The organism is Paenarthrobacter nicotinovorans (genome assembly GCF_007670255.1).
GTDB lineage: Bacteria > Actinomycetota > Actinomycetes > Actinomycetales > Micrococcaceae > Arthrobacter > Arthrobacter nicotinovorans_B.
This window is the reverse complement of record NZ_SZVS01000001.1, coordinates 30461-56199: the sequence shown is the minus strand read 5'-3', so window position 1 is coordinate 56199 and position 25739 is coordinate 30461. Positions and strand designations below refer to the sequence as shown.

The 25739-nt window shown below is 61.3% G+C and carries 30 protein-coding genes; 14 read left to right on the top strand and 16 right to left on the bottom strand.

Features of this window, described 5'->3' with window-relative positions; genetic code table 11:
• Nucleotides 1-262: 262 nt before the first annotated feature.
• Nucleotides 263-850, top strand: coding sequence for a neocarzinostatin apoprotein domain-containing protein (locus FDP28_RS00315; protein ID WP_144658628.1), 588 nt, complete (start codon nt 263-265; stop codon nt 848-850).
• A gap of 301 nt (nt 851-1151) precedes the next feature.
• Nucleotides 1152-2141, top strand: coding sequence for a serine hydrolase (locus tag FDP28_RS00310; protein ID WP_260842267.1), 990 nt, complete (start codon nt 1152-1154; stop codon nt 2139-2141).
• Nucleotides 2142-2213: 72 nt separating this feature from the next.
• On the opposite strand, the gene FDP28_RS00305 is transcribed toward FDP28_RS00310, so the two are convergent.
• On the bottom strand, nt 2214-5564 hold the full coding sequence (locus FDP28_RS00305) for a galactose oxidase-like domain-containing protein (protein WP_144658627.1): 3351 nt from the start codon (nt 5562-5564) through the stop codon (nt 2214-2216).
• A gap of 459 nt (nt 5565-6023) precedes the next feature.
• Entirely contained in the window at nt 6024-6743 is a 720-nt protein-coding gene (locus tag FDP28_RS00300) for an HAD hydrolase-like protein (RefSeq protein WP_144658626.1), read from the bottom strand.
• Nucleotides 6744-6814: 71 nt separating this feature from the next.
• Between FDP28_RS00300 and FDP28_RS00295 the strand changes: the two genes are divergently transcribed.
• Nucleotides 6815-7264, top strand: coding sequence for an Lrp/AsnC family transcriptional regulator (locus FDP28_RS00295; protein ID WP_144658625.1), 450 nt, complete (start codon nt 6815-6817; stop codon nt 7262-7264).
• Here the strand turns inward: FDP28_RS00295 and FDP28_RS00290 are convergent.
• The 3 genes from FDP28_RS00290 to FDP28_RS00280 are packed head-to-tail and all read right to left on the bottom strand — an operon-like array spanning nt 7261 to nt 11144.
• Complete coding sequence (locus FDP28_RS00290; protein WP_144658624.1) at nt 7261-8682, bottom strand: aspartate ammonia-lyase; 1422 nt, start codon at nt 8680-8682, stop codon at nt 7261-7263. The genes FDP28_RS00295 and FDP28_RS00290 overlap by 4 nt on opposite strands.
• Nucleotides 8683-8695: 13 nt before the next feature.
• Nucleotides 8696-10105, bottom strand: a complete 1410-nt coding sequence (locus FDP28_RS00285; RefSeq protein ID WP_144658623.1) for an aldehyde dehydrogenase family protein — start codon at nt 10103-10105, stop codon at nt 8696-8698.
• Nucleotides 10098-11144: a homoserine dehydrogenase gene (locus tag FDP28_RS00280; RefSeq protein WP_144658622.1), complete on the bottom strand. Its 1047-nt coding sequence runs from the start codon at nt 11142-11144 to the stop codon at nt 10098-10100. Before FDP28_RS00280 ends, FDP28_RS00285 begins: the two co-directional genes overlap by 8 nt.
• Nucleotides 11145-11421: 277 nt before the next feature.
• On the opposite strand from FDP28_RS00280, the gene FDP28_RS00275 reads away from it, so the two are divergent.
• The 3 genes from FDP28_RS00275 to FDP28_RS00265 all read left to right on the top strand — a co-directional run bounded on the left by FDP28_RS00275 (nt 11422) and on the right by FDP28_RS00265 (nt 14894).
• Nucleotides 11422-12867 carry an amino acid permease gene (locus FDP28_RS00275; protein WP_144658621.1) on the top strand — a complete coding sequence of 482 codons (1446 nt, stop codon included), beginning with the start codon at nt 11422-11424 and terminating at the stop codon, nt 12865-12867.
• 68 nt (nt 12868-12935) lie between these two features.
• A complete protein-coding gene (gene alr, locus FDP28_RS00270) occupies nt 12936-14090 on the top strand; it encodes an alanine racemase (protein ID WP_144658620.1) in 1155 nt (384 codons plus the stop codon).
• Between the two features lie 33 nt (nt 14091-14123).
• Nucleotides 14124-14894: an IclR family transcriptional regulator gene (locus tag FDP28_RS00265; RefSeq protein ID WP_144658619.1), complete on the top strand. Its 771-nt coding sequence runs from the start codon at nt 14124-14126 to the stop codon at nt 14892-14894.
• On the opposite strand, the gene FDP28_RS00260 is transcribed toward FDP28_RS00265, so the two are convergent.
• The 4 genes from FDP28_RS00260 to FDP28_RS00245 form a co-directional block, all read right to left on the bottom strand.
• The gene (locus tag FDP28_RS00260; protein WP_144658618.1) at nt 14891-15649 is read right to left on the bottom strand and encodes an IclR family transcriptional regulator; all 759 of its coding nucleotides are present in this window, start codon (nt 15647-15649) and stop codon (nt 14891-14893) included. The two genes, FDP28_RS00265 and FDP28_RS00260, sit on opposite strands and share 4 nt — an antisense overlap.
• A 64-nt stretch (nt 15650-15713) precedes the next feature.
• The gene (locus FDP28_RS00255) at nt 15714-16442 is read right to left on the bottom strand and encodes a cyclase family protein (protein ID WP_144659086.1); all 729 of its coding nucleotides are present in this window, start codon (nt 16440-16442) and stop codon (nt 15714-15716) included.
• A gap of 8 nt (nt 16443-16450) precedes the next feature.
• The gene (locus FDP28_RS00250) at nt 16451-16912 is read right to left on the bottom strand and encodes a hypothetical protein (protein WP_144658617.1); all 462 of its coding nucleotides are present in this window, start codon (nt 16910-16912) and stop codon (nt 16451-16453) included.
• Nucleotides 16913-17041: 129 nt separating this feature from the next.
• A complete protein-coding gene (locus tag FDP28_RS00245; protein ID WP_144658616.1) occupies nt 17042-17983 on the bottom strand; it encodes a LysR family transcriptional regulator in 942 nt (313 codons plus the stop codon).
• Nucleotides 17984-18103: 120 nt separating this feature from the next.
• Here FDP28_RS00245 and FDP28_RS00240 point away from each other — a divergent pair, with 120 nt between their 5' ends.
• From FDP28_RS00240 to FDP28_RS00230, 3 genes are read left to right on the top strand one after another with little or no spacing between them, the layout of a single operon-like run.
• On the top strand, nt 18104-19096 hold the full coding sequence (locus FDP28_RS00240; protein WP_144658615.1) for a DUF1852 domain-containing protein: 993 nt from the start codon (nt 18104-18106) through the stop codon (nt 19094-19096).
• A 20-nt stretch (nt 19097-19116) separates the two neighbouring features.
• Nucleotides 19117-20163 carry a methionine synthase gene (locus FDP28_RS00235; protein ID WP_144658614.1) on the top strand — a complete coding sequence of 349 codons (1047 nt, stop codon included), beginning with the start codon at nt 19117-19119 and terminating at the stop codon, nt 20161-20163.
• A gap of 2 nt (nt 20164-20165) precedes the next feature.
• The gene (locus FDP28_RS00230; protein WP_144658613.1) at nt 20166-20738 is read left to right on the top strand and encodes a flavin reductase family protein; all 573 of its coding nucleotides are present in this window, start codon (nt 20166-20168) and stop codon (nt 20736-20738) included.
• Between the two features lie 117 nt (nt 20739-20855).
• Here FDP28_RS00230 and FDP28_RS00225 read toward each other — a convergent pair whose 3' ends face one another.
• The gene (locus FDP28_RS00225; protein WP_144658612.1) at nt 20856-21167 is read right to left on the bottom strand and encodes a putative quinol monooxygenase; all 312 of its coding nucleotides are present in this window, start codon (nt 21165-21167) and stop codon (nt 20856-20858) included.
• Nucleotides 21168-21442: 275 nt separating this feature from the next.
• Here FDP28_RS00225 and FDP28_RS00220 point away from each other — a divergent pair, with 275 nt between their 5' ends.
• The 5 genes from FDP28_RS00220 to FDP28_RS00200 all read left to right on the top strand — a co-directional run bounded on the left by FDP28_RS00220 (nt 21443) and on the right by FDP28_RS00200 (nt 23763).
• Nucleotides 21443-21793, top strand: coding sequence for a hypothetical protein (locus FDP28_RS00220; RefSeq protein WP_144658611.1), 351 nt, complete (start codon nt 21443-21445; stop codon nt 21791-21793).
• Between the two features lie 47 nt (nt 21794-21840).
• A complete protein-coding gene (locus FDP28_RS00215) occupies nt 21841-22461 on the top strand; it encodes a PAS and ANTAR domain-containing protein (RefSeq protein ID WP_186313459.1) in 621 nt (206 codons plus the stop codon).
• 81 nt (nt 22462-22542) lie between these two features.
• Nucleotides 22543-23091, top strand: a complete 549-nt coding sequence (locus FDP28_RS20940; RefSeq protein ID WP_144658609.1) for a TetR/AcrR family transcriptional regulator — start codon at nt 22543-22545, stop codon at nt 23089-23091.
• Nucleotides 23088-23438 carry a DMT family transporter gene (locus FDP28_RS00205; protein WP_144658608.1) on the top strand — a complete coding sequence of 117 codons (351 nt, stop codon included), beginning with the start codon at nt 23088-23090 and terminating at the stop codon, nt 23436-23438. The genes FDP28_RS20940 and FDP28_RS00205 overlap by 4 nt, the downstream gene beginning before the upstream one ends.
• Before the next feature lies 1 nt (nt 23439).
• A complete protein-coding gene (locus FDP28_RS00200; protein ID WP_144658607.1) occupies nt 23440-23763 on the top strand; it encodes a DMT family transporter in 324 nt (107 codons plus the stop codon).
• Nucleotides 23764-23944: 181 nt separating this feature from the next.
• Here the strand turns inward: FDP28_RS00200 and FDP28_RS00195 are convergent, their stop codons facing one another.
• The 6 genes from FDP28_RS00195 to FDP28_RS00175 all read right to left on the bottom strand — a co-directional run bounded on the left by FDP28_RS00195 (nt 23945) and on the right by FDP28_RS00175 (nt 25595).
• Nucleotides 23945-24460, bottom strand: a complete 516-nt coding sequence (locus FDP28_RS00195; RefSeq protein WP_260842266.1) for a Dabb family protein — start codon at nt 24458-24460, stop codon at nt 23945-23947.
• A 7-nt stretch (nt 24461-24467) separates the two neighbouring features.
• Entirely contained in the window at nt 24468-24638 is a 171-nt protein-coding gene (locus FDP28_RS00190; protein WP_186313457.1) for a hypothetical protein, read from the bottom strand.
• A gap of 51 nt (nt 24639-24689) precedes the next feature.
• Nucleotides 24690-24851: an FCD domain-containing protein gene (locus FDP28_RS00185; protein ID WP_260842265.1), complete on the bottom strand. Its 162-nt coding sequence runs from the start codon at nt 24849-24851 to the stop codon at nt 24690-24692.
• A gap of 171 nt (nt 24852-25022) precedes the next feature.
• The gene (locus FDP28_RS00180) at nt 25023-25277 is read right to left on the bottom strand and encodes a type II toxin-antitoxin system death-on-curing family toxin (RefSeq protein ID WP_260842264.1); all 255 of its coding nucleotides are present in this window, start codon (nt 25275-25277) and stop codon (nt 25023-25025) included.
• On the bottom strand, nt 25267-25392 hold the full coding sequence (locus tag FDP28_RS20700) for a hypothetical protein (RefSeq protein WP_260842263.1): 126 nt from the start codon (nt 25390-25392) through the stop codon (nt 25267-25269). The genes FDP28_RS00180 and FDP28_RS20700 overlap by 11 nt, the downstream gene beginning before the upstream one ends.
• Nucleotides 25389-25595 (bottom strand): ribbon-helix-helix protein, CopG family, encoded by a 207-nt coding sequence (locus FDP28_RS00175; RefSeq protein ID WP_260842262.1) that lies wholly within the window; start codon nt 25593-25595, stop codon nt 25389-25391. Before FDP28_RS00175 ends, FDP28_RS20700 begins: the two co-directional genes overlap by 4 nt.
• Between the last annotated feature and the right edge of the window lie 144 nt (nt 25596-25739).

Here is a 25739-nt window from a genome sequence, read left to right as displayed (position 1 = left end):
GGCTTGCCGTGGGCACGGTATGACCTGCCTGTCACTGGGGCTGTTGAGTTTGTCATAAATTCATGTTGTTACTTGGAATAACCGAGAGAGTCCTGTCACGTGAAGCATAAGTTAATCTTTTGTCACCGTATACATCGTCCCTTGTCGCACACCTCCCCCACTGATACTCTTTCGCTGGCAGGACGCATGGGGGGTGCAGCCTTTTGGCTGCTCGAATAATTTGCAACTGGCAGAATTTACATAACTCGTCCCGAGGAAGAAAATGAAAAAGACCATCGCAACACTAATGCTTTCGGGAGTTGTTGTTTTCGCTGGCGTAACGCCGGCAGTGGCCAGCACCTACCCCGCACCGGGCAATGAGCAAGGGACCGTTTCCGACGGCAACATTGACCGCGGCGAAACCATCACCTTTTCCGGCACCGGATATTTCCCGGGCGAGACCGTCAACGTCACCTTCGAGAAGAAGGGCGGCCCGAAGGGCAGCGCTCCGGCGAACTTCAGCGTGGCGGCCGACAGCAAGGGTTCCATCTCGACCAGCATCACCTTCGAAAACGCTGGCCAATACGAGGTCGTTGCTACCGGTGCCACGTCCGGCAACGTTCGCTCTGCACGGGTCGGTGTCAACAACGGCAACCACGGTCGCGGCAACAATGGCAATGGAAAGGGCGGGACCAATCTGGTTTCCGTGTCCAGCGTTACCGACGCCGGAACTGCGGCGGCGCCGACCAACACAGCCGCCGAACCCGGCCTGGTCGCATGGGGGCTGGTGGGCGCCAGCGTCCTGGCCGCAGGCACCGCTTCGGTGGTGGTCGCACGCAGGCGCAGCAGTATCAACGCATCCAAGCAGTAACTGGAGAAGCAAGGCAGGGTGGGTGTTTCCTTTGGGAGACACCCACCCTTTTGCTTGACAATACTTATCCCCCTATAGCGCATCTAATTGCGATGGATTGAGAATGAAGATTAATCAGTTCTGCGTTTTATAAATCTTGTCAATTTGTTTCGAGGATTTAGGGTGCGCCGAGTTGGGTGGAGTTAACGCTCGGCGCGGGTTCTGTCTTGTGTGCCATGCTGACCCTCATCCAGTTCGGAGCTCAACACAAAAACAGTTGGTTCATAGCTGCGGCATAGGTTCCACTCTTAGCGTTGCGGACGTGGACGAAAGCAACCTGGAGCAGCCTGGGCCAAAGACCTGCACGATCGGCCGTGCCCGACGCCGTTCGCGCGCCATTCACCGAAAACGTGCGCTCTTCATAGGGGCTTGCGCCCTCCTTCTGGCAACGGTGGTGTCGGTCAGCGTCCACACTGCGACCCAGGCCCGCGCTACATCCAACGCCGCGTCCAAGACGACTTCGGTGCAACAATCGACTCCACCGGCGGTTGCCCTTTCTCTGCCGACGTCTGCGCCCTCCGCGCCAGGGGTGGCAGCGGCCGACTCCATCAATGACCCTGACCTGGAGCGCAAGATCAACGACGTTATCGACGCCTACCCGGAATATCAGATCGGGGTAGCGCTCCTGGATGTGACAGCCGGCGGCGAGGACAAGGAAGTCCACGAGTACGGCGTCGAGGAACCCTTCGTGGCTGCGAGCACCGCCAAGGTACTGGCAGCCGAAGCGTATTACCACCTTGTTGAAACCGGCGCGGCAACACTCAACGAGCTGCTGGGCGCCTATCCGGCATCCTTTCAATTGCAGGCCATGATCCAGCAGAGCGACAATGACTCCTGGTCACTGATCATGGATGCCATCGGCTTCCAGGAGCTGAGCGAGTACGCGGATTCATTGGGCATGCAGTACGACCCGGAAACGAACACCCTCACCCCCGCGGACATGGCCCGCATCCTCGGTCGGCTGTACTCCGGGAGCCTGCTCAATGCCGAGGACACAACGCAGTTATTGTCCATGATGCAGAACACGAACGATGAAACGCTCATTCCGGCGGCCGTCCCCGGGGACGTCAAGGTGTACCACAAGTACGGGGAGCTGGGCGGCGAGCTGCACGATGCCGCAATATTGGACAAGGACGGACACAGCTACGCACTGGTTGTTTACACCAGGGGTGAAGACTTAGGCAGCGTTGCAGAACGTACCGACATCATTCATAAAGTGACGCAGGTCGTAGTGGACGTCTTGTTCGAGTAGGAGAGCCTGAAAAGGTTGGAGCCTTACTTCATTCGCTTGGCAGCTCACGCCTGAACGTGGACGCGCCCAGGGCTAGGGCGCGGCCGCAACTTCGATGATCGCGAGATTCCACCGGTCCGTTGTTGGGGACGTGTCATTGATGGTCACCGAGGTCCCGTTCGACGGTGTGGCGGAGTTCTGTCGTTGGACCCAGTAGGTGTCCCCCGCTGGCGCCAGGAACTGGTCGACGAGTGTTTGGTTCGACCCAGGCGTGCGCGCTATGGGGTTGGACCAGTCCGTACCGACGCCCCACACCCAGGAGCCGGCCCTCGTCGTGGTGAGAGTGGCAGTTGGCGCTCCTGAGGAGGCATTCGCACCCAGTGTTGCACCCGTGGTGCTGTCCGCCCCGCGGAAGGCGACCACCGTCATGGCGGCCTGCCAGCTGCCCGAGGCCTGTGTGGCCGTGACGGTCACGTTGGACAGCGGGCCCGGGGCGACGGCTTGCCAGATCTCTGCAGTGCCTGGCTGCGTGTTGGATCTTTGCCGCAGCGCCCAGGTGAGCCCGCCGCCGGACACTGTGGCGATCCGGGCAGACCCTGCGGTGTTCGGACCGTCCGAACTGATGAAAGCAAGGAGAACTTCGTTGGAGCCGGTGGTCGTCACGCCAGGGGCGCTGATCGTCGTCGTGCTGGTGCCTTGGTGGACCGAAACGATCTTGTCGACCGTGACGCCGGGAGGCGCTGCGACGGCTTGCGCCGTGGCATTGTTCGACGGCGGGCTGACGTTGCCTGCCGCGTCGAGGGCGGCGACGGTGTAGGTGTAAGTCGTCCCGGCGACAACCGATCCGTCGGAGTAACTTGACGATGGCGAGGTCCCGATCACGGCTCCGTCGCGGGTAACCCGGTAGGAGGAGACACCCACATTGTCCGTACTGGCCGTCCACGTCAAAGCGATCTGCCCGGCAGAAGCCGAGGCAACCAGGCCCGTCGGAGCCGATGGAGGGGTTGTGTCCTGACCCGGCGCCGGCAACCTGATCATTCCAGCCGTGGAAGGAACACCATTGGCGTCTACGATCGAAAGCAGATAGTACCCGGGAGGGGCATAGTTGCCGTTAACAGGCATTTGGACGTTGAGACCACCGGCGGCCTGGGAGAAGTTCAGGCTCATGGCCCGGGCGTTCTCGTCGAAGGCGTGGGTCACTGATCCTGTCTTGATCAGTGAGACGGATTGAATACGGGACGCGTCGGGTGTGCCGATGAACGCCGTTGAACCGTATTGGGCACTACCGGGCACACTGGAGATGCTCGGCCGTGGTCCTTTGAAGAGATACGGCGGGGAGTACATCTGGTAACTCCTCTGGTCTGTGACCCCTTCGTCCCCGCCGCTGCCGGAAACGAAGACGCGACCATCCGGGAGCAAGACCGCCACCGAATGATAGAGGCGGGGAACAGACATCGGCGCAAGGGTGCTCCACGTCCCCGATGACGGTTGCCACAGCTCGGCCTGCATCACGGCTTTGGTGACATCCTGACCCGATTTGTCAGTGCCTCCTCCTGTAGCAAGGACTGTGCCATCGGGCAGGTTGGTCAAGTTCACGAAGCTACGGGGAAACGCCATTGCTGCCGTGGCCTGCCATGCCGGGCTTTGCGAATTCATGTCCAGGGTATAGGCGGTGTTGGTGGACTGGCCCGTGAATCCACTGTCGGAAGCCGATCCTGCCTTGATGAATTTGCCCGGAGCGAAGTTCGCGATAGACGCGCCGTCCAGGACACGGGAGTCCACGGTGGTCCATTGCTGCGTCGACACATTCAGCGCCAGGGTCGAGGTGGCTTGTTCGGACGCCCCTGACTGGAGGACTCGGCCATCAGGCAGCTGATACATGAAGGGGTAGTACGGGATTGTCCGGCTGGCACCCGTCAAGTCGGTCCACGAGTTCGTGGTGGGCGAATAGATCTCAGGGATGGGCACGAGGTCGGACAAGCTGGTGTTCGAACCAGAGGTCACCAACACGCGTCCGTCGGCCAACGTCGTCGCTGTTGGATACCACCGCGGATGGTTCATGGGCGCCAGGGTTTGCCAGGTTTCCGAGGCAGGTTCGAAGGCAGTCACAGTGCGGATTCCCAGCCCGCCGCTTGTAGAGGTTCCGCCGACGACGAGGATGCGGCCGTCGGGCAGGACCGCTTGACCTGCGCAGAAGAGGTCGGCGGCAGCGCTCGGCACCTGAATGTAGTTGCCTGTCGCGGGATCAAGCAGGTACTGCTGGCCGCCTTGGGAGAAGTCGCCCTGCCAGGTGAGAACTTTCCCGGTCGGTGTCAGGGCAGCGTGAATGGACACCTCCGGCCACGCCACGACAGGACCCCACGAGCCGACCACCGCCGGATCCGTGCCGGAACCGCCGCCCGCGGTGGTGAAGGTCGAGTCCGCCGAGACAGCAACGTTGCTTGCAGCATCAGCGGATTTCACCCGGTAGTGGTAAAGGGTGCCTGGCGAAAGCCCGGCCACAGCCTCCGAGTGCGCGGTCTGAAGCATCGAATTTTGAACCGTGCTTTGGCCATATGCAGTGGTGGTGCCGTATTCCACTTGCGAGGTGGAAGTTTCGTCCGTGGTCCAGGTGATGGTTGCTCCACTGGCACCGGGCGTGCCGGCAGACACAGCGGAGATCACGGGTGCGGTGGTGTCACCTGTTGCCGCTGACGCCGGAAGAATTTCAATGACGGAGAGGTTCCATTGGTCAGTGGTAGGTGCCGTGTCGTTGATCGCCACGACGGCAGGAGGTGCCGCCGTCGTTATTGCGCTCTGGCGCTGGACCCAGAACGTATCGCCTTGGCTCGAAAGGAATTCGTCGACCTTCGTCTGTCCAGCGCCGGCGGTGCGGGCGGTGGCCCTGTCCCAATCATTTCCCACTCCCCACACCCACGAACCGGCACGTGTTGTAGTCAGGGAAGCGCTCGGAGCCCCAGTGGTGGCGTTCCCTGTTCCAACAGCGCCGTCAATGCCCAGGTCCGCGCCGACAAAGGTCGCCACCGTCATCGACGATTGGTAGGAACCCGAGTTGGCGGCCGTGACAGTGACGTTGGTCAGCACGCTCGGAGCGACGGCCTGCCAAATCTCCGCAGTGCCATATTGGGAGTTGGTCCGTTTGCGCAAACGCCAGGAGAGGCCGCCACCTGACACCGACGAGAAAGAGGCTCCTCCGGTGGCCTTTGGTCCGTCGGATGAGAGGAAAGCGAGAAGGAGTTCGTTCGTCTGGCTTGTCGTGAAGGCGGGCGAGACGATTCGCGTGGAGGCGGCACTTTGGTGCGTGCTGACGATCCGGTCTGTTGCCAGCGGAACGGCCGCCGCGGCGGGCGCAGCTGCCGGAAGCAGACTCATGATTGACCCGGAGACTGCAAGGGAGAGGCTCGCAAAGAGTATGAGGGCACGTGAAGAAACGATGCGTTGCATGACTGGTCCTTCGATTCGAATGGCCGTCCAAGGCCAGAATCCGCAGGTATGGAAAACCTAGGCGCCACATTCGTTACACGAACATGGTCTCGTCGCTCGGCGACAAAGAAGGACGGAAACTCAGCAGACTCCCACTGGCCGCCCAGCACAGGGAATGCCCGCAGGCACAGCTATCCGCTTCAGGACGCCTGATGATGGACTATTACGAACACGGTGATCTCCTCACAGTCCTGCAGAGAAACGCATCACCCATTGGGCGGAGACCATGCGTTTGTTAGGCGGTACGGGTGAACCCTGACGGCGGCACTTATGCCGTCCGAAACGCCGGGCCGGATGCGGCGGCGGATGGAAGACCTGCGGCACGGCCAGTTCCACAGTCGAAGAATAACTGCCCGTGAGTTGTCGTAGCAATGGAATTTTGTTGGCTGTGCCACCGGGCGGCCTCCCGAGAGTGGCTCTTTATTGAAGACTGGCGCAGGCTTCATGGGTGACGAGCGACCGGCCAAGCACAATGGAAGCCACATCCTTCGGATGGGCCGCGACGGCGGCGGCACCTGCCAGCTCTTCGTGAGTGCCGTAGCCCCACAGAGCGAAAACTGTGGGGATCCCAAAGCAGGCGGCTCCCTCGACGTCGTAGATCCTGTCTCCCACCATGACGGGCCTGGCCACGTCCACGCCCTGCGACTGGAGCCGCCGCAGGGACTCGGCGATGACATCCTTCTTGCGTGACCGGTCCAAGGCGTCTGAGGCTCCGCAGATGTCAAGGAAGTGCTTATCGATCCCCAACAAACTGGCCACCCTGAGGGCTTGGTCCTCAATCTTGGAGGTGGCTACAGCCATCGGGAGGCCGTCTTGGATTGCTTGGAGAAGCGCTTGTATGCCGTCAAAAAGCCGCGCTTTCCCGGATCCCCTTTCGGCGTAGTGCCTCCTGTAGTGCTTGAGAGCCAAGCGGGCCCGCTCTTCGTCCATGCCCGGAAGCGAACGGAACGACTCGATCATTGGCGGACCCACATAGGACATCAGTTCCTCCCTGCCGGGTGGCTCGACCCCGACTGCCGCCAGGGCCGCAACTGCGCTCCCAATCACGCCTTCGGCGGAGTCGACCAACGTGCCGTCCATATCGAAAAGGATGCACGTGAATTCCCCCGCAGCTGGCTCGCGGGGCTGTCGACGTATCATTTCTTCTTGGGCCTTTCGGTCAAAGCAGGCGCTGTACTTTGCGTCTGTGTGCTTATTTGTGGATGGGACTCATGGAACGACCAGGCCTGGACGGTATTGACCAAAGCATCCTCGCGGAATTAACCAGGAACGCCCGGGTCCCCCACGCGGTCCTTGCCAGCAAGGTGATGCTGTCAAGGAACGCGGTTCGGCAGCGGATCGAAAGGATGGAGCGGCACGGCTACATCCAGGGCTACACGGTGGTGGCCGGTGGCGACGGACAGGACTCCGTCTCGGCGTTCCTCATGGTTTACCGCAAGGACCGCATGCGCGGAGCTGATGTCCTGGCTGCGCTCCGTGCCATCCCCGAAGTAGTCCTTTGTGATGTCCTGAGTGGCGACTTTGACTTGATTGTCCGGGTGGAAGCCCGTTCTCTTGGCCGCGTTCAGGAGATCTGGGAGGAGATCGCCGCCATTCCCGGCGTGGCCGACACCGTTACGGCCATGACGCTCTCCAATGTGATCCGCAGGGGTTCCGTCTAGGGCACCACAGGACCACCCGGCACCCGCGGAATAAGACCAGCGGCGTCGTCCATGATGATCCTTGCGGCCTCCCGGTCCAACACTCCCAGTGACGTAATGGCCTCCAGCACCGGCGTATCGTCTTGGAGTGCGCGCTTGGCTACCGCGGCTGCAGCTGCATATCCGATCGCCGGGATGAAAGCCGTGGCAAGGCCAGCCGAGCTTGCCACCTTCGAACGCAGCAGTTCCTCATTGGCTTCAATGCCCTCGACGCAGTGGGTCCGGAGGATACGTGCTCCGTTGGTCAACCAGGACAGTCCCTGAAGCAGTACGTGCCCAATCACCGGTTCGAAGGCATTGAGTTGAAGTTGGCCGTTGTCGGCGGCCATGGTGACGGTTGTGTCCGCGCCTGCGACGGCGAATGCGATCTGGTTGAGGGTTTCCGGGATGACCGGGTTGACTTTGCCGGGCATGATCGACGAGCCCGCCTGCCGCGGCGGCAGCCGCAGCTCACCCAAACCATTTTGTGGTCCGCTGGAAAGCAATCTGAGGTCGCTGCTTATTTTGGAAATTTTGACCGCGGAACGCTTAAGCATTCCGGACAAGTGCATGAACACGCCCACATCGGAGGTGGCCTCTACCAGATTGGCGGCCGGCACCAGCCGATAACCGCTGATTTCTGCCAGCGCGTCCACTACCCGCTCCCGGTAACCGGCAGCTGCAGTGATTCCGGTTCCAATGGCCGTAGCTCCCAGGCTGCACTCAAGGAGGAGACCGGCAGACTCTTCCAGCCGCTGCCGGTCCTCGGTGACAGTCGCCGCGAAGGCGTGGAACTCCTGGCCCAAGGTCATGGGTACCGCATCCTGCAACTGCGTGCGCCCCATCTTCACGATGTCAACGAAAGCGATTCCTTTATCCTGGAACGCCTCAGCCAGCATGTCGAGTTCCTGGCACAGGCCCTGCACGGCGCCTGCCAAGGCCAATTTAAGGGCAGTCGGATAGACATCGTTGGTGGACTGGCAGCGGTTAACGTGGTCGATGGGATGGAGCAACTGATAACTGCCGAGGGGGTGCCCCAGAGTTTCCAGCGCAACGTTGGCGATCACCTCGTTGGCGTTCATATTGGTGCTGGTGCCTGCACCTCCCTGGATGACGTCCACGCAGAACTGGTCAAGGAATTGCCCGGCCTCGATGGCTTCGCAGGCTTCGCCGATGGCTGCCGCCGTGGTGGCATCAATGACGCCGAGCCGTCCGTTCGTAACGGCGGCAGCCCTTTTGACCATGGCCAGGGCCGTGACGAGGCGGGGATGCTGTGCCAGGGTTGTCCCGCTGATGGGGAAGTTCTCCAGGGCACGGGCCGTGTGGGCGCCCCAGTAGGCGTCGGCCGGCACCTTGATGCGGCCAAGAGAGTCTTCCTCCACCCGATACTGCTTCTGCAAGGTACTCCTCCCGTCAGTTCTTGATGCAGATGACCTTGGGCTGGGTCATGTCCTCGTAGGCGAAGCGGACTCCTTCGCGGCCCAGGCTGCCGAATTTGAAGCCGCCGAACGGCATGCCGTCGAAGCGGTAGTCGGAGGAATCGTTGATCATCACGCCACCTGCCTGGATCTGCTTGGCTGCGCCCATGGCATTGCCGAGTGAAGATGTGAAGATCCCGGCATGAAGGCTGAAGTCGATCGAGTTGGCAACGTCCACGGCTTCCTGCAGGGAATCCACTGGCCGCAGCATCACAAGTGGCCCGAAGGCTTCTTCCTGCCACAGCCGGCTGTCTTCGGGAACCGCCTCGGCCACGGTCGGCTGAACCAGGTTTCCGAAGCTCTTGCCGCCGGCCAGCAGGACTGCACCGGCGTCGACGGCCAAGCGAATCTTCTCCATGATCGTTGCGGCGGCCCCGGCGGTGATCATCGGTCCGACGTCGGTCTTCCCGTCACTCGGGTCGCCCAACACCAGCGCCGCCGTTTCGGCCAGGAACCTGGTCTTGAACTCCTGGTAGACGGAGCTGTGAACCAGAATGCGCTGGACTCCCACGCAGTTCTGCCCAGCTGCCCAGAACGCCCCGGAGACGCAGGACTCGACCGCCTTCTGCAGGTCGGCGTCGTCCATGACGATGACGGGAGCATTTCCACCAAGGTCCATGGCCAGCTTCTTGAGTCCCGCCGTCCTTGCGATGTCCTCCCCAGTTGAGAAGCCGCCGGTGAAGGACACCATGCGTACGTCCGGGGCGGACAGGATCTTCCGGGCGACCTCGCGGCCGCCGTGTACGAGGGTCAGTACAGTGTCCGGGAGTCCCGCTTCGAACAAAGTTTCCGCCAGCAGCTGCGCGGACAGCGGAGTCAGTGCCGAAGGTTTAAGAACGACGGCGTTGCCTCCAGCGATTGCAGGCCCCACCTTGTGGGCTACCAGGTTAAGGGGATCGTTGAAAGGCGTGATGGCCAGGATGATTCCCAGCGGTTCACGGGAGAACCAGCCCTGCCGGTCCTCGGATCCTTCGTACGCGTCAAAGGGGACGACCTCACCGGCGTTGCGCCGGGCCTCCGCAGCTGACAACCGAAGGGTGTTGACTGCCCTCAGGACCTCCTTGCGCGCCTGGCGGATGGTCTTTCCGGCTTCATTGACAATGGTCCGGGCAAAAATTTCGCTGCGTTCTTCGATGGACTGCGCGGCGCGGTCCAGGATTCTGCCCCGGTCATTGCGGGAGAGCGCTGCCGATGCCTCGGCTCCGGCCCGTGCGGTGGCAAGGACATCTGCCACCTCGTCGAGGTCAGTGAGTTTGATACTCCCCACAGTGCGGTGGTCGAAGGGACTGGTGACGTCCAGGACACCGGTTTCGGTGGGAAGCACTGCGGTGAGGGTCTCAGACATGGGAGTCAACTTTCTTGGCTGCGTGCATGGCGATGATGTCGGAGAGCAGTGCATAGGCGGTTTCGACCCTTCCTGCGCCGGGGCCGGAGATCGTTACCGGGCCCAACAGGTCCGTCGTGAAAGAGACGGCGTTGGTGGCACCGGAGATGCCCGCCAAGCCGTGATCCAGGGGCAGCGCCATAGGTTTGACCGAAGCCGAGACGGTGCCGTCGGTGTTCCTGATTGCTGATCCAATCAGCTTCCATCGATGCCCCTCCGCAGCCGCCTTGGCGATGTCTGCAGGGGTCAGGGAGGAGATGCCTTCGCGGCTGACGTCCTCGAGTGTGATTCCGGCGCCCAGCAGTTCATTGGCCAAAATCAGCACCTTGAGTTGGACGTCGAATCCTTCTATATCTGCAGTGGGGTTGGCTTCTGCGTAACCGAGTTCCTGCGCTTCACGAACGGCTGACTCCAAGTCGAGACCTGCTTCCATTCGGCCCAACACGTAGTTACTGGTGCCGTTGAGGATGCCCTCGAAGCCCTCGATGGCGAGCCCGGTGAACATCTGCTTTGCGAGCCTGATGACGGGGGTGCCGCTCATGACGGCACCTTCAAACTCGAACCTGGCTCCGTTTGCCGCGGCCAGGCCGGTCAGCTCCCGTCCCTGAAGCGCCACGGGGCCCTTGTTGGTGGTGCAGACGCTCTTGCCGGATTCCAGCGCCCAGCGGACGTGGGATACGGCTGGTTCCCCGTCTTCCGGGTTGGTGAAGGTGGCTTCACAAATAATGTCGGCCGTGCAGTTGCGGATTACCTCCTCGTTGTTGGTGTCCCGCGATCCCCCGTAGTCTGCGAATGTTCCACCGGCCCGGAGGTGCAACGCCATGTCGAGGTCGATTCCGCCGGGGACCATGAGCGAGCCCAACCGAAGGTCCGTGATGGCAACAATCCGCAAACCGAACCCGAGATCCGCGCGGAGTTCCGCACCGCGTTCGTGGACGATTTCGGCAAGCGTGCGGTTGACTCCGCCGAAGCCAATGAGGGCGAGATCGTAGGTGGTCATGGTGCTCCTTTGGGGTGGTGTGGCTTGATGACTCAATCCTGCGGCGGCCTGGTGTCAGTACGGCCATGTCGATATGGCAAAGAGCTTGGTCATTCTGACCATTCCGCGGACATCTTGGGAGTGGCCGGCCCACATTCGTGCGTTATAGACATTCATAGTTGTCTTTAATGACCGTTTAGTGATGATGTGTGTTACCTTCATCACTACGGACTTCAGCGGGCGATACCCAGCCCGCCCGACTCTTCCCCTTCGCATCCGTCATCGACCGGAGAATCACATGGAATCTTCAACACCCCTGCAATTGGACCAACGATCCGAAACACCCGGCACCGAACCTGCCCAGAGCGGACTTCGCCGGTCCATGGGCACCAGACACCTGATCATGATTGCGATGGGAGGCGTGATCGGGTCAGGGCTCTTCCTGAGCTCCGGGTACACGATCTCCCAGGCAGGCCCGTTGGGCGCCGTCATTGCATACCTGGTGGGCGCGTTCGTCGTTTACTTGGTAATGGCCTGCCTTGGCGAACTTGCGATCGCCTATCCGGTCTCCGGGGCGTTCCACATCTACGCCGCGAGATCAATCGGACCGGCAACGGGATTCACCACCGCCTGGTTGTACTGGCTCTGCTGGGCCGTTGCCATCGGTTCGGAGTTCACGGCATCAGGATTGTTGATGCAGCGCTGGTTCCCCGATGTCGAGGTTTGGGTCTGGTGTCTTGTCTTCGCGGCAATCCTCTTCGGATTCAACGCGGTCTCTTCACGGTTCTTCGGTGAATCCGAGTTCTGGTTTGCCATCATCAAGGTGGGCGCGATCATTGGCCTCATCATCCTCGGTGGCGCAGCCCTCTTTGGCTTCCACCCGCTATCCACTTCGGGCAACCATCCGTTCCTCCTTGAGAACTTCAGCACTTCCGCCGGCCTCTTTCCCAACGGCTTCACCGGTGTCCTGGTGACTGCCCTTGCAGTCTTCTATGCCTTTTCAGGATCCGAACTGATCGGTGTCGCGGCAGGAGAAACGGCTGATCCATCCCGCAACATTCCCAAGGCAATGCGGAGCACCGTCATTCGATTGCTGATCTTCTTCGTTGGCGCCATCGCTGTCATCGCGGCAACGGTCCCCTACGACCAGGTAGGCCTGGACGAGAGCCCCTTCGTTACGGTGTTCTCTTCAGTGGGAATTCCTTTTGCCGCAGACATCATGAACTTCGTCATCATCACCGCCCTGCTATCTGCCGGCAACAGCGGTCTGTTCTCCTGCGCCCGCATGCTCTACTCCCTGGCCGACGAGGGCCACGCACCGCAGGCCTTCAAGAAACTGACCAGCCGGGGCATTCCCCTGATCGCACTCTCCGTCAGCATTCTGGGTGGCCTCGCATCCCTCATCAGCAGCGTCGCGGCCCCTGAATCCGTCTACCTCGCGTTGGTGTCCGTGGCCGGTTTTGCCGTAGTGGGCGTGTGGATGTCCATTGTGGCGTCCCACTTTTTCCACCGGCGTGCGTTTGTCCGCAACGGCGGGAAGGTGACCGAGCTCGCCTACAAAGCTCCGCTCTATCCGGTGGTGCCGATCCTTGCCTTCGTCCTGTGCCTCGCTTCCCTCATTGGCATTGCCATGGACCCGTCCCAGATCGCAGCCCTGTACTTCGGGATTCCATTCGTGGCCGCCTGCTACCTGTTCTTCCGGCTTCGGTACAGCGGCAGAAGCCGCAAGGACCAGTCGGCCTGACCCCTTCCATCCTCCGCGGCCGGACAACTTGTTGCCCGGCCGCGGAGCCGTCTTCAAAGGAACCCACCATGTTGCATCCGGCTCCCCCAGTAGGCCGCACAGACAATCTTGCCAGCTGGTTGGAGGTGGACGGAGAAGCTTTCGAAGCCAACGTCAGTGCAGTGCGGGAACTTTTGCGCGACCGTGCCAGGCTCTGCACTGTGATTAAGTCCGACGCGTACGGGCACGGGGCGGAGCTCCTGATGCCGGCGCTCGTGCGGTCCGGCGTTCCTTACATCGGCGTCGGATCCAACAGGGAAGCCGGAATTGCCAGAAGCCACGGATTTACCGGCAAGCTGCTGCGTGTCCGTGCAGCAGCGCCACAAGAGATCGCGGCCGCCGTCGGGTATGGCGTGGAAGAACTGGTTGCCGACCCCCAAAGCGCATGGGAGATCAACCGGATCGCAGCTGCTGCCGGGCGGGTTGTCCGCATCCATCTGGATATCAACTCTTCGGGCATCAGCCGTCACAGCCTGGATGTCTCCAGTGCATTGGGGCGGGCAAGCGCAGCGGGAATACTGAGTCACGGGAACCTGGAACTCGCCGGCGTCATGACGCATTTCCCGCTGGACGACGTTCGGGACATCGAAGCAGGCCTGGTCCGCTTCCAGGAGCAGGCGACGTCCATCCTTCAGGCCGCCGGGGTCCCACGCGAGCAGGTCCTGCTGCATGCAGCAAATTCCTACGCAACCCTCAACGTCCCCTCCGCATGGCTGGATATGGTCCGGACAGGCGCGTTGCTCTACGGAGACTCCGACCTGCGCCACCCGGGATACCGGCGCTGTTTGGCGTTCAAGGCGAGGATCGGCTCGGTGAACTGCTATCCCGCCGGAAGCAAAGTGGGGTACGGCCACCTGCACACGCTGCGCTCCGAAGCACGGCTGGCCACCGTTACCGCCGGGTACGGCGACGGCTATAGGCGTGCGCTTGCGATGGGAGGCAGTGTGCTCGTCCGGGGACAACGGGTTCCCGTCGTGGATGCGGTCTCCATGAACTCGATGGTGGTGGACGTTTCCGACGTCGCAGACGTCTGCCCGGGTGACGAAGTGGTCCTCTTCGGCCGTCAAGGCAGCCAGGAGATCACGGTGGATGAGCTGGAGTCTGCCAACGGGAACATCCTGGCCGATCTGTACACCGTATGGGCGGGCGGCTCCCGCGTTCTCGCCTCGGAGGCGGCCATGTGAGAATGGCTTGAGCCTTCTGAAAGGAGCCGATCCGTGGATGTACCATCCGAAGCCTCGTCTTTGGCCCAGGGCCTGCGCTTGGTGCGGTTGGTGGCGGACCGGGAGAAACAGGGCAGGCAGTTGCTGGGTGTCTCGCAATTGGCCGCCGAACTGGACATGGAACAGAGCCGCGTGTCCCGGCTAGCCCAGGAGCTTTGCGATCTTGAATTGTTGGAGCGGGAAGACCGGGGACCCTTCAGGGTGGGCCGGCGCTTCTTCGCCCTGGCTGGTTCCCTCAACCGGAACTGGGTCCAGGAGTCGAAGGCGGAGTTGGAAGAGCTGGTGGCCGGTTTTGGTCTTCGGGCCCGCCTCTCCGTCCGGGACGAAGTGCGGGTGCAGCTCCTGCGCTCCTCAAGCAACAACGCCGCTTTCGGCGGTTTTGCCAAGCCTGGAATGGTGACACCGGTTTGGTGCACGGGTGCTGGCAGGGCCCTGCTGTGGGATCATGACGCCGGCGCCTTGGACTCGTTGCTTAGGGACGTGAACTTCATTGGTGTGGGTGGACCGGCCGCTGCCCACTCTCCGGCCGAGGTCCAGGAACTGATGGCGCGCGACAAACCGGCCGGATACGTCTTGGCGACCGAAGAATATGAGCACGGTGTGTGGGAACTGGCAGTCCCTGTGCGCTCAGCCCGAGGAGAAATCCTGGCAGCGCTCAGCGTGCTGGGCAGCCGGTCCGGAGCAGAACCGGACATTGCGGTGGTGGCCGATGCCCTGCAGGCCGCGTCAAAACGTTTGGGCTCCGCACACGGGCAGGTTTATTAGACTCCCCCGACCCGGGTTTCGAGCCAGTCGCGCCATGAAGCCAGTACCAGGGCATGCTGATCCCGCTGGGGTTCCAGCCGCGATTTTGGGCCAACTATCTGCAACGCTGCGGCCACATCACCCTTGAAGTCACGGATCGGCGCAGAGAGCGAATATAGGCCCGGTTCGGCCTCCTCGTCGACAATTGAGTATCCCCTGCTTCGGGCGCCTTCCAAGCGCTCAAGAAAGTCGTCCACGGACGACGGCGTGTTGGGCCCGTGTCGGACGAACTCCACGTTCTGGAAGATCCTCCGCACCTCCTCTTCGGGTGCGTCCCACAGGAGGGCCTGGCCGGCGTCACTGCAGTACGCAGGGTAAGGGCGGCCCAGCCAGGAACCAACAAGATTGGCAGCGGGAGGTACGTGCTCGGCAATGGTGACGGTGCTGTTTCCGCTGAGGACACCCAGGAAGCAGGCCTCGGTGGTCTCGGCCGCCAAACCTTCCAAGGCTGCGAGGCCTTCAGTCCGCAGGCGTTGTTCCGTCACCAGTTGGGCGTCGGTGAGCAACGACCAATCGAGGCAGTATGCCCGGTCCGACGTGCGTGCCAGGAATCCTTCCTGGAGTGCTCCTTTGAGGCTCCGCGAGACCTGGCTGCGGTCTTTGTCCAGGCGGGCCGCGACTTCGGCGACCGTACCGCCGTCGTACCCTTCGGTGTGACGCTCGCCGACGGCGAAAATGGCCATCATGCCGCGGCCCATGCTGGAGGTCTTTGACATTTCTCGATTCTAGCCAGTCCGCGGCCAAGGTCGCCGCAGGCAAGAACGACGGCGACCTGCCGCCTCAGTGGATCGCGAAGACGCGGGCGGGGAATCCGCTTCCGCCCAGCGGTTTGGCCCAGGTGGCTATGACTGCGGCTCCGGACTCCGGCAGTCCGTCCAGGTTGGCGAGGAGTTCGATCTGCCACTTGTCCTTGGCCAGGATGTACGTTTCAAGGCTGAAGTCCTGGCGGGATGTGGCAAGGCCGGGGTCGGTATCGGTCTGTTCATGTCCGATCGCCGCTACGTTGCGTTCTTCGACCAGGAACTCCAGGACTTCCCGCGACCATCCCGGCGTGTGGCTGATGCCCTCTGAATCCCGGTTGGCCATCTCTTGGGCATTGGGCCAGCGATGGCTCCAGCCCGTGCGCAGCGCGACGAAGGATCCAGCCGGGATCTTGCCATTGCGCTCCTCCCAGGCGTCAATGTCCGTCAGAGTGGGCGTTGCATCGGTGTCGACAGAGGCGCGGCTGGCGATGTCCAGGACCACCAGCGGCAGCACCATGTCCTGAACCGGCAGTTGGTCCAGGGTGCGGCCGTCCCGGATGAAGTGCGACGGCGGATCGACGTGGGTGCCCCACTGGCCGACGATTGAGTACCTGTGTGCGGTGAAACCATCGCCCTTGTCCATGTCGAAGAGGGCTTCGCGTTGCTCATCGGGAAACGCCGCAAAGTGTGGCTGGCCAGGGTGGAAGGCGTGGGTCAGGTCGGTGAAGGTCCTGTTGGCGAGCAGCGGTGCCAGTTGCTGCCACATCGAATTGCTCACGAGGCGATCCTTTCCTGCAGGATGTTCGCGGCGTTGGAGGTGCCAGCGCTGGTGGAAACGCTGAGTGGCCCGGAGACTTCAATGACGGGAACCTCCCAGGGATGGATGTCCACGATGCGCTGCACCAATCGCTGGACGGTTGGTTCATCCATGGCGGCGTCGAAGTACGAGGTGAAAACGAATGTGGGCGAAATGGTCCGCTGGCCGACGTGGCCCAGCGTTGGATTCGCGCCCTCCGCTACGGTGAAGCCCTCAAAACCGGCCGAGGATTCGAAGACGTGGTGGTAGTTCCCGAAACCGCCGAGTTCAGGGGAAGACTTAAGGGTGTCCAGAAGGCGGGCGATACCAGCGTCCGCTTCGAGGGCGCTGGGCTCCCCCTGACCAAGGCGGGTCATCGTCTCCACCGAAATGGGCCAGTGGATGCGCAGCTTCCGAACACTTTTGAGTTCAATGATCACGGTTGAATTCCTTGCTTGAGAGTAGATGCCAAGGATCATCGTGACACAGGTGACTGTGCATTACAAGCATTTAGAGATGTTAATAGTGCACGCCCATCAAGGTTGGCGTTTCTAGCGGCTCAACTGCACTCAGTCCAGGAGCGCTACGCCGAATTCAGCGACGACGGCCCGCAACTCCTTGAGGTAGCGCTGCGCTTGGTCGGTGAGCGGAATCGCGGCGTGGCCGATCCAGCCGATCTCGATGCGTTCGTCAACGTCGAGCGGGATGGCGACGATCTCCGGGTCGAGCTCGCCGCTGATGATGCCAGTTGAGATCGTGTAACCGTGGAGCCCGATCATGAGGTTGAAGATCGTGGCACGGTCAGAGACCCGGATCTCCTGCTTACTGGACAAAGTGGAGAGAATCTCCTCGGCGAAGTAGAAAGAGTTGTTCGCACCTTGGTCGAAGGTCAGACGCGGCAAACCGGCGAGATCGGCGAGAGTCGCCCGCTCTTTTGAGGCAAGCGGGTTCTTACGCGAAACGAAAATGTGCGGATCGGCGAGGAAAAGAGAAGTGAACGCGAGCCCGGATTCCCGGAGCAGCTTGTCGATGACCTTCCGGTTGAAATCGTTTCGGTAGAGGATGCCTATCTCGCTGCGGAGCGTCCGGACATCCTCGATGATGTCCCAGGTACGGGACTCACGCAGTGAGAACTCGTATTCGGCCACCTCAGTGGCCTTGACCATCCGGACGAAGGCATCCACCGCGAATGAGTAGTGCTGCGTTGAAACCCCGAGCAGACGGCGCGTCGGTGGCCTGCCAAGGTAGCGCTGCTCGAGGAGAGCGAACTGCTCGACGACCTGCCTCGCGTAGCCGAGGAACTCCGCCCCGTCTGCGGTGAGGGTGACCCCGCGGGCGGAGCGCACCAGAAGCGCACGTCCCACCCGGGCCTCAAGGTCCTTCATCGCGGCGGACATTGTCGGTTGCGCTACGTAGAGAAGATCGGCAGCGGCGGAGATCGACCCCTCGGCTGCAACTTCTATGAAGTACCGGAGCTGCTGCAGGGTCAGTCCACTGGAAAGCTGTGCCATAGGCAAAGTCTATATGAATGCATAGTAACGCTGAGTTACCCGATACCCCGGTGAAGGTTGCACCATTGATACATCCCCTTCTGAAAGGCCGTCTCCGGCCATCATCAACGGATTGGCATCATGGCAGACGACTTTACCTTCAGCATTACCACCACCCGCTTCGACGAGGACTACTCGCCGTCGGAAGGCTCCCGGATCACGACGAACTTCGCCAACCTGGCACGCGGCGAGCACCGCCAGGAGAACCTCCGCAACGCCTTGACCATGATTCGGCGACGTTTCAACGATCTCGCAAGCTGGGACAACCCGGACCGGGACCGATACTCGCTCGAACTCGAGATCGTTTCCGTGCAAATAGAATTCACCGCGGAGGGCACGGACCGGCAGTTCCCCCTGTTTGAGGTTCTCGACATCCAGATCGTCGACCAGCTGAACGGGGTCCGCCACCAAGGGATCGTAGGGAACAACTTCTCCTCCTACGTCCGTGACTTCGACTTCAGCGTTGTACTGCCGGCGGCCGCAAGTGAATCGGGCAAGCCCACCGTTCCCGAAAACTTCGGCGATCTCCACGGCAAACTGTTCCAGCACTTCCTCGATTCCCCGGCGTGCCAGGAGCGCTTCCCGCAGCCGCCCGTGGTGTGCATCAGTGTCTCCACGAGCAAGACGTACCGGCAAACGGAGAACCGTCACCCGGTCCTGGGCGTCGAGTACCAGCAGGACGAGTTCTCGCTGACGGACGCATATTTCGCGAAGATGGGGATGCAGGTCCGATACTTCATGCCACGCGGCAGCGTTGCGCCGCTCGCCTTCTATTTCCGCGGCGACCTGCTCAACGACTACTCCAACCTGCAGCTCATCGGCACCATCAGCACCATGGAGACGTTCCAGAAGATCTACCGCCCGGAGATTTACAACGCGAACTCCGCGGCGGCCGCAATCTACCAGCCGAGCCTGGGCGAGCAGGATTACTCGCGGACCCAGATCGCCTACGACCGCGTCGAGCGCAGTCAGCTCGCGGTCACTCAGGCGAAGTACACGGAGGAACACTTCATCACGCCCCACAAGGATCTGCTGGATCAGTGGACCGCCCAATACCCCGCTCTCGTCAACTGACCCACGGAGAATCGTCAATCATGAACACACTTTTGCCCACCACCGTTGTCGGAAGCCTGCCGAAACCATCGTGGCTCGCACAGCCGGAGACTCTTTGGTCCCCGTGGAAGCTGGAGGGAGATGCGCTGGTCGAGGGCAAGCAGGATGCGCTGCGCATCGCCATCCACGAACAGACCCGACGCGGGATCGACATCGTCAGCGACGGCGAGCAAACCCGCCAGCACTTCGTAACGACCTTCATCGAGCACCTGACCGGGGTCGACTTTGAACAGCGCAAGACCGTGCGCATCCGCGATCGCTACGACGCAAGCGTGCCGACCGTCGTCGGACCTGTGCGCCGCGAGCGGCCGGTATTCGTTGAAGACGCAAAGTTCCTCCGCAAAACCACGGACCAGCCAATCAAATGGACTCTTCCCGGTCCCATGACGATGGTCGACACGCTCTACGATGACCACTACAAGAGCCGCGAGAAGCTGGCCTGGGAATTCGCTGCGATCCTGAACGAGGAGGCGAAAGAACTGGAAGCGGCCGGCGTTGACATCATCCAGTTCGACGAGCCCGCGTTCAACGTCTTCCTCGATGAAGTCAAGGACTGGGGCGTGGCCGCGCTTGAGAGAGCGGCAGAAGGACTGCGCGTCGAGACTGCCGTACATATCTGCTACGGCTACGGCATCAAGGCAAATACCGACTGGAAGGCAACGCTCGGCTCACAGTGGCGGCAGTACGAGGAGTCGTTCCCGCTGCTGCAGAGCTCCAGCATCGACATCATCTCGCTGGAATGCCAGAACTCCCACGTCCCCATGGACCTCATTGAGCTTCTCCGCGGCAAGAAAGTCATGCTCGGGGCAATCGACGTCGCAAGCGAGACCATAGAGACGCCGGAGGAAGTCGCCGACACCCTCCGCAAGGCCCTGCAGTTCGTCGATGCGGATAAGCTCATCCCCAGCTCCAACTGCGGCATGGCACCGTTCCCGCGGGACATCGCACTGGCCAAGCTGAGTGCTCTCAGCGCAGGGACGAATATCATTCGCGAGGAACTGGCCGTCTCCGCCACGAGGGTGTCATAACGATGTTTCACGCCTACCCCACAGACACGTGGCTGGAGGCTCCGAAGCAAAGCTTCCCGTCTTCCCTCACGGCCGACGAATTCAAGGCACTGTTCCGTGGCCACCCGGGAGGTGTCGCCGTCGTCACGGCGGATGCCGGCGAAGGTCCGGTTGCACTGACGGTATCGTCGGTCGTCTCGGTGAGCGCTGATCCTCCGTTGCTGATTTTCTCGGTCTCGGCACTGTCCTCTGCGTCGAAAGTGCTTTCGCGCGCCGAAACCGTCGTCGTGCACCTGCTGGACGCGCACGACGTCGATCTGGCCAAGTTTGGAGCGACGCCCGGCGTTGACCGCTTTGACCAGACGCACCGGTGGTCGGCCCTTGCAACCGGCGAGGCGGTATATGACGATGTCCGCGCCTGGGTGCGCTGCGCCGTCATCAATCGCATGGAAGTGGGGACCTCCACAATCATCGCCGTTCACGCGCTGGAGTCCCGCGTAATGCGTGACGTCCAAGCGGGCGAACCCGGTGACGCCCTGGTCTACCACAACCGTTCATGGCACCGTCTGGGCGAGCACTCCAGGCTTGAAGCCTGAGCGGCGTGCGGAGTCCGGGACCGAAAGCCTAACGGCTCACGACGGCGGGAGGATAACTCCCGCCGTCGGGAGGCAAAGAAGCTGTCATCGAAGTCATGCAGCGGGTCAGCCGCAGCCTTATACGCTTTCACCGGGTAGCTTGAAGGCGAGCACGTCGACGTTCTGAATGTTGGGTTCGACGCTGAACAGCTCTGCCCCCTGAGCGGCAAGAGCTTGCCCGACACCCCCCGACAGGTGGGTCTGGCGGGCTTCGTCATCAGGGAAGACGTCGAAGACTCCGAAAGTCGACTCGTCGAACTGAAGTGCAAACCATGCACGCGTGCCTTCCTCTTGTTCAACGATGGAGCGCGCGCTGCGAAGAAATTCCGCGACTTCCTTTTCCTTGCCGGCCCTGGCTTTCAGGGTCACCAACAATGCAACTTCAATCATTTTCCTGCACCTTCCGAATCTGGACGATTTCCTACTGCACGACGATTCTCATGACGAGTCATCGTGGAACGGTATTGCTGCGAAGGTGGTGGGTGGCCTCCCAACTTATCGAGGGAGCGGCGAGACGATCTGCCCAGTGTCCCAGTGATAGCTGGTCACTACAAGACACACTGGGTAAACGAGTCAATGCGGATGGACGGCATCAACGCGAGCTGGAACTGAGGGGTGTGTCGGGAACTATTGACCCGGAGCCGGCGTCAAGATAGCTTGACACCATGACTGACGGGCCAGAGTCAATCCAGCGGGATCCCGACAAGCCCGACATCTACGACCCACTCAAGCTCTGGGAAGACTTCACCGCAGACGAAGCCTCACGCGAAGTATCCGCCCTGGAGGCCTTGCGGGTGAATGCACGAGCTGTTGACCGGCTTACCGCCAGGCGCTGGTACGTCATGAAAGCAGCCCGGGAGGCCGGCGCGACGTGGTCCCAGATCGGTCAGGCGCTCGGGGTCACCAAACAAGCGGCCTATGACTTCTACCGCCGAAAAACGGAAGAGCAGGAGAAGTATGCTCACGATCCCACAGACCCCGCAGCCGCCCGCGCCGTTCTGGAAAGCGATCCCTAGACGTGAAAAAAGCGTCGGTGGCGGTCATGGCTGAAAGGGATGGCCGGGTGTCAGAGGGACGTGTCTCGTACGGATTTCCGCTGCCCGACGGTGAGGTGTGCCCCACGGGCTCGTTTCGACTCTCGGTGCATACGGGCAAGTGCAAGTGGTCCGATGGATTGTTCCGGATCCACGCCTACTCCAGGGGTGAAGTTGTCCCCACGAAGGAGCTGATTCTGGCGCACAAGCACCCGGAAGACCGGGATGCGTCCAGGCGGTTTATCGCGACACTGGCCCGGGACGGCGGGCAGGGATCGAACTTCCACCGCATCATCGACAGCAAAGGCAAAGAACACCGGGTCCTGACGGTTGCCGAGGCCGACCGGAACAAGGACGGGCAGGTCGCGTCCATCCACGGGCTCATGATTGACCTGACGCGGGCGATAGCGATTGAAAGTGGTCATGCTGCCGCCGCCGCCCTGGTCAACGCCTACGCCAGCCGGGGAGTCATCGAGCAAGCCAAAGGCATCCTCATGGCCAGCTTCAACGTCGGCCCGTCAGCGGCATTTGACCTCCTCTCACGATACAGCCAGAACACCAACACGAAACTCGCTGTACTCGCTGCAGGACTCGTTGCCGCAGCTGAACGAGGGCGCATCCAGGAGGTTCTACGAGGGTGGGCAGCCTAGAGCTCCCCTCGTTTAACGCGACTTTCTCTCTGTTGGCCGTCCTGATCCAAACTTTACCGTCCGGATGGTAAAGTAACGAGCGTGCGCGAGAACCAACGGCCGCGAATATTGGACGCCGGACTAAGAGTGGCCGGCACCCTCGAGGGTGCCGCTATAACGCTGGACAAAGTGGCCAGGGAGGCTGGCGTTAGCAAGCCTGGGCTCATGTATCACTTCCCAACCCGTGACGCCCTCATGAGCGGCCTGGTTGAACACGCCGCCCTCCAAGTAATCCAACGGATGTCAAAGTTCCTAGCCACTGAGCCTCAAAAGGCTTCGTTGACCGAACGCTACGCCGCCTACATCAAGACTGCCGCCGAAGGGCAGAACGCCCGCGCTGAATGGGCCTTATGGTCCCACTCGGCTTACATTCCGCAATTGCAAGAAGCATGGAAACGCCACTTGGGTCCAATGCTCGACCTTCCCCCGGAGACGCCACATGAGCAGCGCATAAGACTGAATACAGCCAGGTTGGCAGCCGAAGGGCTCTGGGCGGCACAGGCCAGTGGCGTTCTTGCCCCCAACGAAGGGGACAGAAAGGCTGTTGTTGCGCACTTGCTCGCCTTGACACAGGGAAGTGGATTGACATGAACAAGTGGCTGTTTTTGGTGATTGCAATCTTCAGTGAGGTCAGCGCATCGCTGGCCCTAAAGGCAGCTCTTGACGCACCCGCTTGGTATGCCGTGGTTGTTTGCGGCTACGCGGGAGCATTTGCCCTTCTCACGGTTTGCCTGCGCCTCGGCATGTCGATCAGTGTGGCCTATGGCGTCTGGGGCGCCGGCGGGGTCACCATGACAGCCCTGGCATCCGCTTTACTCTTCGGCGAGGACCTCACTTGGCTCATGGGCCTGGGCATGGCGCTGATTCTCGCTGGTGTTTTCGCCGTTGAAATTGGGTCCCATCAGCCCGAACGCATCGCCGTTCCGGAGGAACAATAAAATGGCGTGGCTTTATCTCTTCCTGGCTATCTTCACCGAAGTTGCTGCGACGATGTCTTTACGTGCCTCTGAAGGCCTCAAGAAGAAGCTGTGGGCCATCCCTGTGGTGGCAGGCTACACCAGTGCCTTTGCCTTTCTTAGCCTGACTTTGGCCGAAGGCTTTCCCCTTGGGGTGGCCTACGGGATCTGGGTAGCTTGCGGGGTTGCACTCACTGCTGTTTCGGCCCGGATCCTTTTCAAGGAGCCGCTGACTCCCCTGATGGCCGCGGGCATGGTGTCCATAGGAATCGGAGTACTTCTTGTGGAACTCGGCTCTCATCACTGAGCCACTCAGTTTCCGTGATGGTCCTGGATTGGAGTTGCCAAAGGCCGCGTACGCCATCGTGCTCGGCGTCATAGCTCAATCCGTCCTCCATTTTTGACTGCCAGCTCAGGGTCGTCGCCCGGAGGTCAGCGGCATCGATGGCTTCGAAGATGGCGGTGTTCCATGATCGCCGGTAGCCTGCTCAGGCCGGAGGACTCGAACAATGCAGTCTGGAAGTCCATATCCAGGTGGTGGGCCCTCGCGACGTCGTTTCGTTAAGTCCCCTCTCCACGGGGTCACCCCGCTTTACGGGGAAGTCAAAGACGAGAACTCCGTCTGGCTCCAGGTGCGGACCGACGAACTGCTTGAACTCGTGGTGCGCTCGGTCAAAGCAATCAGGATCAGTGATCAGTGGCTCACCAAGATAGTAGTTTCTGTCTCCTTCTGAGCCGAACGTGACGATGAAACCCTGCTCGAGCCCGCGGTGAAGGCCTTCCGGGCTGTTCTGGGGGCCGGACTCGATACTGAGGATGTACGTCTGTCCGCCCCTGGTGGATGTCCCCAGGGCATGAAACCGGTCTTCGATCTCCTGACGCTGGGCCTGGGATGTTGTCTCACGGAACTGGAACAGGACAATGTGCTTGATCACGCCTGGCCGGTAATCGGGCGCAGTGATGACGACGTCGTGTGGGGCTTCCGGTATCGGTGCTTCTGTCAATGCATTCCTACTTTACTGTCAGTCCGCCGTCGACGGTGAAGATGCCACCGGTAGCGTATGCGGAATCGTCGCTGGCCAGGTAGACCAATGATGCCTTCGACATCCGCGGCGGTGCCAGCCCGCCCGAGCATGGTGCAGTCAACGAGGCCTGCGCGCTGTTCGGGGGCGAGCAGCTCACGCCGGTGACCCAGTTCCTTGGCTTCAGCGGTGACTGACGATCGGCTTGCCGTTACTGGGCGGCGTCGAAACCGGCCAGCAGGCGCCGCGAGGCAGTGGCCATATGCGAGCGCATGGTCGCCGAGACGGCTGAAGTGTCACGGGCCACGAGTGCTTTGTAGATAGCTGTGTGTTCGCGCAAGGCAGCCTCTGCATGGCCTTCACGGTCCGACATGACAACACCGAAATCTTTGGACCCCTATCCGCGGACTTCCTCGGCAGCTAGGGGCCTCGTGGCCAGGGTCCGGGACGGCCAAAGGAATATAGTCGATACTGTTCTCCGGGCTCGAACTGGGCTTAATCCTCCCAGGGCACGTCCGCGTCACGGCACTTCAGACAACAATGGCTATCGAGCCACCAGGTGCTTCGATATTTGCGCGGCAGAGTCCCGCCACTCGATGTCGCCGGCAGCGACTCCCACAACCAGCCCGAAACCCTCATCAGTGGTGAAGTCGTGGCGGTAGCCGTTGATCCACAAGAGCAGGACCATGAGCGTCCAGGCGGTGCGCCTGTTGCCGTCAATGAGCGGGTGGAATCGGGCTACCGACTCCAGCAACGCAGCCGCCTTCATCGTCAATTCAGCATAGGCGTCAGTACCCATAACTGTTGTCGCGGGCCGGGCCAGGGGCCGAGGCCAGCAAGCCAACATCACGAATGTGGAATCCGTACCGGTCGGTTACTTGCAGCGCGTCCTCAATGTCGAGGTAGGTGGTCACGCGTCCTCAAGCCGCGTCAACAGCTCGGCGTCATGGCTCATGACGAACTCCAAGCCCTCGCTGATCTCACTCCGGCGCGCGTGGCGCTGCAGGATCAGCTCGGCACCCTGAAGCAGCAACGCCGACTTGGAGGCATGTTCCTCCGCCGCGAGCTTCTCCAACCTGCGATCAAGGTCTTCCGGGACGCGAAGATTCATTGCCATACCCACTGGTACCAAAACGGTACAAAGAATTAACCTAGGGGCTGACAATCCACTGGACCGTCTCGCGAATATGCTCCGAGTACACCAGCCATGTCACGCCCGACCCGCTCCCCTATCCAACTGAACGGGCCGCACCCGGCGGCC

Coding starts and splice junctions, on each gene's coding strand:
- FDP28_RS00315 (WP_144658628.1), top strand. CDS start 263: ATGAAAAAGACCATCGCAACACTAATGCTTTCGGGAGTTGTTGTTTTC.
- FDP28_RS00305 (WP_144658627.1), bottom strand. CDS start 5,564: ATGCAACGCATCGTTTCTTCACGTGCCCTCATACTCTTTGCGAGCCTC.
- FDP28_RS00300 (WP_144658626.1), bottom strand. CDS start 6,743: ATGATACGTCGACAGCCCCGCGAGCCAGCTGCGGGGGAATTCACGTGC.
- FDP28_RS00295 (WP_144658625.1), top strand. CDS start 6,815: ATGGAACGACCAGGCCTGGACGGTATTGACCAAAGCATCCTCGCGGAA.
- FDP28_RS00285 (WP_144658623.1), bottom strand. CDS start 10,105: ATGTCTGAGACCCTCACCGCAGTGCTTCCCACCGAAACCGGTGTCCTG.
- FDP28_RS00280 (WP_144658622.1), bottom strand. CDS start 11,144: ATGACCACCTACGATCTCGCCCTCATTGGCTTCGGCGGAGTCAACCGC.
- FDP28_RS00275 (WP_144658621.1), top strand. CDS start 11,422: ATGGAATCTTCAACACCCCTGCAATTGGACCAACGATCCGAAACACCC.
- alr (WP_144658620.1), top strand. CDS start 12,936: ATGTTGCATCCGGCTCCCCCAGTAGGCCGCACAGACAATCTTGCCAGC.
- FDP28_RS00260 (WP_144658618.1), bottom strand. CDS start 15,649: ATGTCAAAGACCTCCAGCATGGGCCGCGGCATGATGGCCATTTTCGCC.
- FDP28_RS00255 (WP_144659086.1), bottom strand. CDS start 16,442: ATGTGGCAGCAACTGGCACCGCTGCTCGCCAACAGGACCTTCACCGAC.
- FDP28_RS00245 (WP_144658616.1), bottom strand. CDS start 17,983: ATGGCACAGCTTTCCAGTGGACTGACCCTGCAGCAGCTCCGGTACTTC.
- FDP28_RS00240 (WP_144658615.1), top strand. CDS start 18,104: ATGGCAGACGACTTTACCTTCAGCATTACCACCACCCGCTTCGACGAG.
- FDP28_RS00235 (WP_144658614.1), top strand. CDS start 19,117: ATGAACACACTTTTGCCCACCACCGTTGTCGGAAGCCTGCCGAAACCA.
- FDP28_RS00230 (WP_144658613.1), top strand. CDS start 20,166: ATGTTTCACGCCTACCCCACAGACACGTGGCTGGAGGCTCCGAAGCAA.
- FDP28_RS00225 (WP_144658612.1), bottom strand. CDS start 21,167: ATGATTGAAGTTGCATTGTTGGTGACCCTGAAAGCCAGGGCCGGCAAG.
- FDP28_RS00220 (WP_144658611.1), top strand. CDS start 21,443: ATGACTGACGGGCCAGAGTCAATCCAGCGGGATCCCGACAAGCCCGAC.
- FDP28_RS00205 (WP_144658608.1), top strand. CDS start 23,088: ATGAACAAGTGGCTGTTTTTGGTGATTGCAATCTTCAGTGAGGTCAGC.
- FDP28_RS00200 (WP_144658607.1), top strand. CDS start 23,440: ATGGCGTGGCTTTATCTCTTCCTGGCTATCTTCACCGAAGTTGCTGCG.
- FDP28_RS00185 (WP_260842265.1), bottom strand. CDS start 24,851: ATGTCGGACCGTGAAGGCCATGCAGAGGCTGCCTTGCGCGAACACACA.
- FDP28_RS00180 (WP_260842264.1), bottom strand. CDS start 25,277: ATGGGTACTGACGCCTATGCTGAATTGACGATGAAGGCGGCTGCGTTG.
- FDP28_RS00175 (WP_260842262.1), bottom strand. CDS start 25,595: ATGGCAATGAATCTTCGCGTCCCGGAAGACCTTGATCGCAGGTTGGAG.